The organism is Frankia sp. AiPs1 (assembly GCF_023716945.1).
GTDB lineage: Bacteria > Actinomycetota > Actinomycetes > Frankiales > Frankiaceae > Frankia.
This window is the reverse complement of the sequence record NZ_JAMQQF010000541.1, coordinates 1-4,086: the sequence shown is the minus strand read 5'-3', so window position 1 is coordinate 4,086 and position 4,086 is coordinate 1. Positions and strand designations below refer to the sequence as shown.

Sequence of the window (4,086 nt, the reverse complement as noted above, 5' to 3'; positions counted from 1 at the left end):
GGACCCGCGGGCGCGCCGGGCGTGGTGGGCGGCCGCTCACCGCACCTCGCGGCATGTGCCGCCGAACCGGTCGAAGCGCCGGTGGAGGAGTGACGTCGGATGACCGCGCCCACCCCGCAGCCCACGGCGTCCGAGCCGGCGCCGCCGGACCGGGTGTGGACGATTCCCAACGCGCTGTCGGCGCTGCGGCTGGTCGGAGTGCCGGTGTTCCTCTGGCTGGTACTCGGGCCGGAGGCGGACGGCGCGGCGCTGGGGATCCTCGCGTTCGCCGGGATCAGCGACTACCTCGACGGCAAGCTCGCCCGCGCGCTCAACCAGACCAGCCGCCTCGGGGTGCTGCTCGACCCGCTCGCCGACCGCCTCTACATCCTCTCCACGATCATCGCGCTGACCGTGCGCGGGATCGTGCCGGTCTGGCTGGCCGTGGTGCTGCTGGCCCGCGACGTGGCGCTGCTCGCCCTGCCGCCGCTGCTGCGTCGCATCGGCGTGGGCGTCGCCCTGCCCGTGCACTACCTGGGCAAGGCGGCGACGTTCAACCTGCTCTACGCCTTTCCGCTGCTGCTGCTCTCGGCGGGCGACTCGTGGCTGGCGACGACCGCCCGTCCGCTCGGATGGGCGTTCGCGATCTGGGGTACTGCCCTGTACTGGTGGTCCGGGCTGCTCTACTTCGTCCAGGCCGGCCAGCTCGCCCGGGGCTACCGGGCTCACACCCGTACCGGCGCCCAGACCACGACCGGCGCCCACGACCCGACCGGCGCCCATCCCGGGGCCGGCGAGAGCGGGAGGTAACCGGTGAGAGCCGTCGTCATGGCGGGCGGCGAGGGCACCCGGCTGCGTCCGCTGACCGCCAACCTGCCCAAGCCGCTGCTGCCCGTCGTCAACCGGCCGATCATGGAGCATGTGCTGCGGCTGCTCAAGCGGCACGGCTTCGACGAGACGGTCGTGACGGTCCAGTTCCTGGCCTCGATGATCCGCAACTACTTCGGCGCGGGTGACGAGCTCGGCATGCACCTGTCGTACGCCACCGAGACGACCCCGCTGGGCACCGCCGGCAGCGTGAAGAACGCCGAGGACGCCCTGCGCGACGAGGCGTTCCTCGTCATCAGCGGCGACGCGCTGACCGACATCGACCTCACCGACCTCGTCGCGTTCCACCGCCGCCAGGGCGCCCTGGTCACCGTGGCACTCAAGTCGGTGCCCGACCCGCTGGAGTTCGGGATCGTCATCACCGGCGAGGATGGACGTATCCAGCGCTTCCTCGAGAAGCCGACCTGGGGCCAGGTCTTCTCCGACACGGTCAACACCGGGATCTACGTGATGGAACCCGAGGTCCTCGCGCACGTGCCACCCGGCGAGGCGGTCGACTGGTCCGGCGACGTCTTCCCCCGCCTCGTCGAGGCCGGCGCGCCGGTGTTCGGCTACGTCGCCGCCGGCTACTGGGAGGACGTCGGCACCATCGCGAGCTTTCTGCGGGCGCAGGCCGACGTGCTCAACCGGCAGGTCGACGTCGAGATCGACGGCTTCGAGGTATCCCCCGGGGTGTGGGTCGGCGAGGACGCCGAGGTGCACCCCGACGCCATCCTCAAGGGCCCGCTCGTCGTCGGCGACTACAGCAAGGTGGAGGCCGGCGCCGAACTGCGGGAGTTCACCGTGCTCGGCAGCAACGTCCTGGTCAAGAGCGGCGCCTTCCTGCACCGGGCGATCGTCCAGGACAACGCGCTGATCGGCCCGCAGACCAACCTGCGCGGCTGCGTCATCGGCAAGAGCACCGACGTGCTGCGGGCGGCCCGGATCGAGGAGGGCGCCGTCATCGGCGACGAGTGTGTCGTGCGGGAGGAGGCGTTCGTCTCCCATGACGTGAAGGTCTACCCGTTCAAGACGATCGAGGCCGGGGCGGTCGTCAACACCTCGGTCATCTGGGAGTCCCGCGGGCAGCGCTCCCTGTTCGGCCCGCGCGGCGTGTCCGGCCTGATCAACGCCGAGATCACCCCCGAGCTCGTCGTCCGCATCGCCGGCGCCTACGCCACCACGCTGAAGAAGGGCGCCACCGTCACCACGGCGCGCGACGGTTCCCGGGCCGCCCGTGCCCTCAAGCGGGCCGTCATCAGCGCGCTGACCGCCGGGGCCATCAACATCCGCGACCTCGAGGTGTCGCCGATGCCGGTCACCCGCTTCGACGTCCGCTCCTCCAACGCGGCCGGCGGGATCATGGTGCGCACCGCCCCCGGCGACCCGGAACGCATCGACATCGTCTTCCTCGACGCCGACGGCGACGACCTGTCCCCGGCCGCGCAGCGCAAGCTCGACCGGGTCTTCTCCCGGCAGGACTTCCGGCGCGCCTTTCCCGGCGAGATCGGCGACCTGCGCTTCCCCGCCCGCACCCTGGACCTCTACATCCAGGACCTGCTCGACCGGGTCGACACCACCGGCCTCGCGGAGGCGGACCTGAAGATCGTCGTGGATCCCTCCGGGGGCTCCGCCTCGCTCGTGCTGCCCACCCTGCTCGGCCGGCTCGGTGTCGACGTGCTGACGGTCAACGGCCGGGTCGACGAGATCGTCCCGGCCCACAGCGCCGCGGACGATCTGCGGGCGACCGACCGGCTCGGTGCCCTGGTCGCCAGCTCCGGCGCGGCCTTCGGGGTGCGTTTCGACCACGTCGGCGAGCGCATCGCCATCGTCGACGAGCGGGGCGACCTCATCGACGACGACCGGGCGCTGCTGGTCTTCCTCGACCTCGTGGCGGCCGAGAACCGGGGTGCCGAGGTCGCCCTGCCGGTCACCACCACCCGGGTGGCCGACCAGGTGACCCACTTCCACGGGCTGACCGTGCGGCGGACCTCCCTGTCGGCGGCGGCGCTGACCCGCGTCGCCCGCGAGGAGGGCGTCGTCTTCGCCGCCGACGGCCGGGGCGGCTTCGTCGTCGGCGAGTTCGCCCCCGCCATCGACGGGCTCGCCGCCTTCGTGAAGTTGCTGACCCTCGTCGCGCGAACCCGGCTGACGCTGTCCGCCATCGACGCCCGGATCCCGTCCATCGCCATCCTGCGCCGTTCCGTGCCCACCCCGTGGGCGGCGAAGGGCACGGTCATGCGCCGGATCGTGGAGTCCGTCGATCCGGACGCCGGCCAGACCCTCGACACCACCGACGGGGTGCGCATCGTCTCCGCCGACGGCTCGTGGGTGCTGGTGCTGCCCGATCCCAGCGAGGCCGTCACGCACCTGTGGGCCGAGGGGGCCGACCTCAGCGAAGCCCACCACCTCCTGCGCCACTGGGCCGAGGTGGTCGAGGCACCGTAGCCCCAGCCGAGTGCGGTCGAGCCTGGGTGGAGCTGGTTGCGGTGCGTTACGCACGGTGTGAGCCGGCGGACCGTACGGTGCGCACCGCGGACGCCGCCTGCGCACCGCGACCGGCCGTCACCGGGGGCGCGAGCGGCCCGGCGGGGGTGCCCCGGCCCCCCACGGCACGCGCGGGACAACCGCGGTCGGCGGTGGCGGACCGTCGGTCGGTCAGAATGCCGAATGTGCGGGATCGGACCGGATGGCGATGGCCAGAGGCGATTTACCCCGCGGGCCGCCGTGCACTGCCCGTCTCCACCGTGCTCCGCGGCACCCCGGAGTCCCTGCCGGCGGAGCTCGCCATGCTCCTCGACGACCCACCGCGGAAACTCCCCCCACCCGCCGAACCGGACTCGCGCCCCGAACCGGACTCGCGCCCCGAACCGGACTCGCGCCCCGAACCGGACTCGTGCCCCGAACCGGACTCGTGCACGGAACCGGACTCGTGCCCCGTGGCGGGCCCGCCTGTCGAGCTGGGAGCTGCCAAGTCGGGACCGTCCGCCGCGCGGGTGCCTGCGGGACGGACGGGGCCGGGGGGACGGGGATGGCGACGGCCGGTGGCGCTGGCCCTGGTGCTGGCGCTGCTCGGTGGTGTGATCGCGATCGGGGCGCGGCGGGCCGCCGTCACGGCCGATGCCCGAGACCGGCTCGCGGTGACCCTGCGCGCGCAGGTCGGCGAGCGCTCGATGGCCCTGGCCCGCACCGAGGACCGGGTCGGGCGGCTGCGCTCGCAGCTCGCGATGACCCGGGAAC

2 protein-coding genes and 1 pseudogene are annotated in these 4,086 nt (G+C 73.1%); all 3 read left to right on the top strand.

Annotated elements, in window-relative coordinates; genetic code table 11:
- Positions 1-99 precede the first annotated feature (99 nt).
- Complete coding sequence (locus tag ND748_RS26970) at positions 100-789, top strand: CDP-alcohol phosphatidyltransferase family protein (RefSeq protein WP_251749024.1); 690 nt, start codon at positions 100-102, stop codon at positions 787-789.
- An 18-nt stretch (positions 790-807) separates the two neighbouring features.
- Entirely contained in the window at positions 808-3,294 is a 2,487-nt protein-coding gene (locus ND748_RS26965) for a mannose-1-phosphate guanyltransferase (protein ID WP_251749025.1), read from the top strand.
- A 596-nt stretch (positions 3,295-3,890) separates the two neighbouring features.
- Positions 3,891-4,086 (top strand): annotated as a pseudogene (locus tag ND748_RS34750) (DUF881 domain-containing protein); the annotation flags it as partial.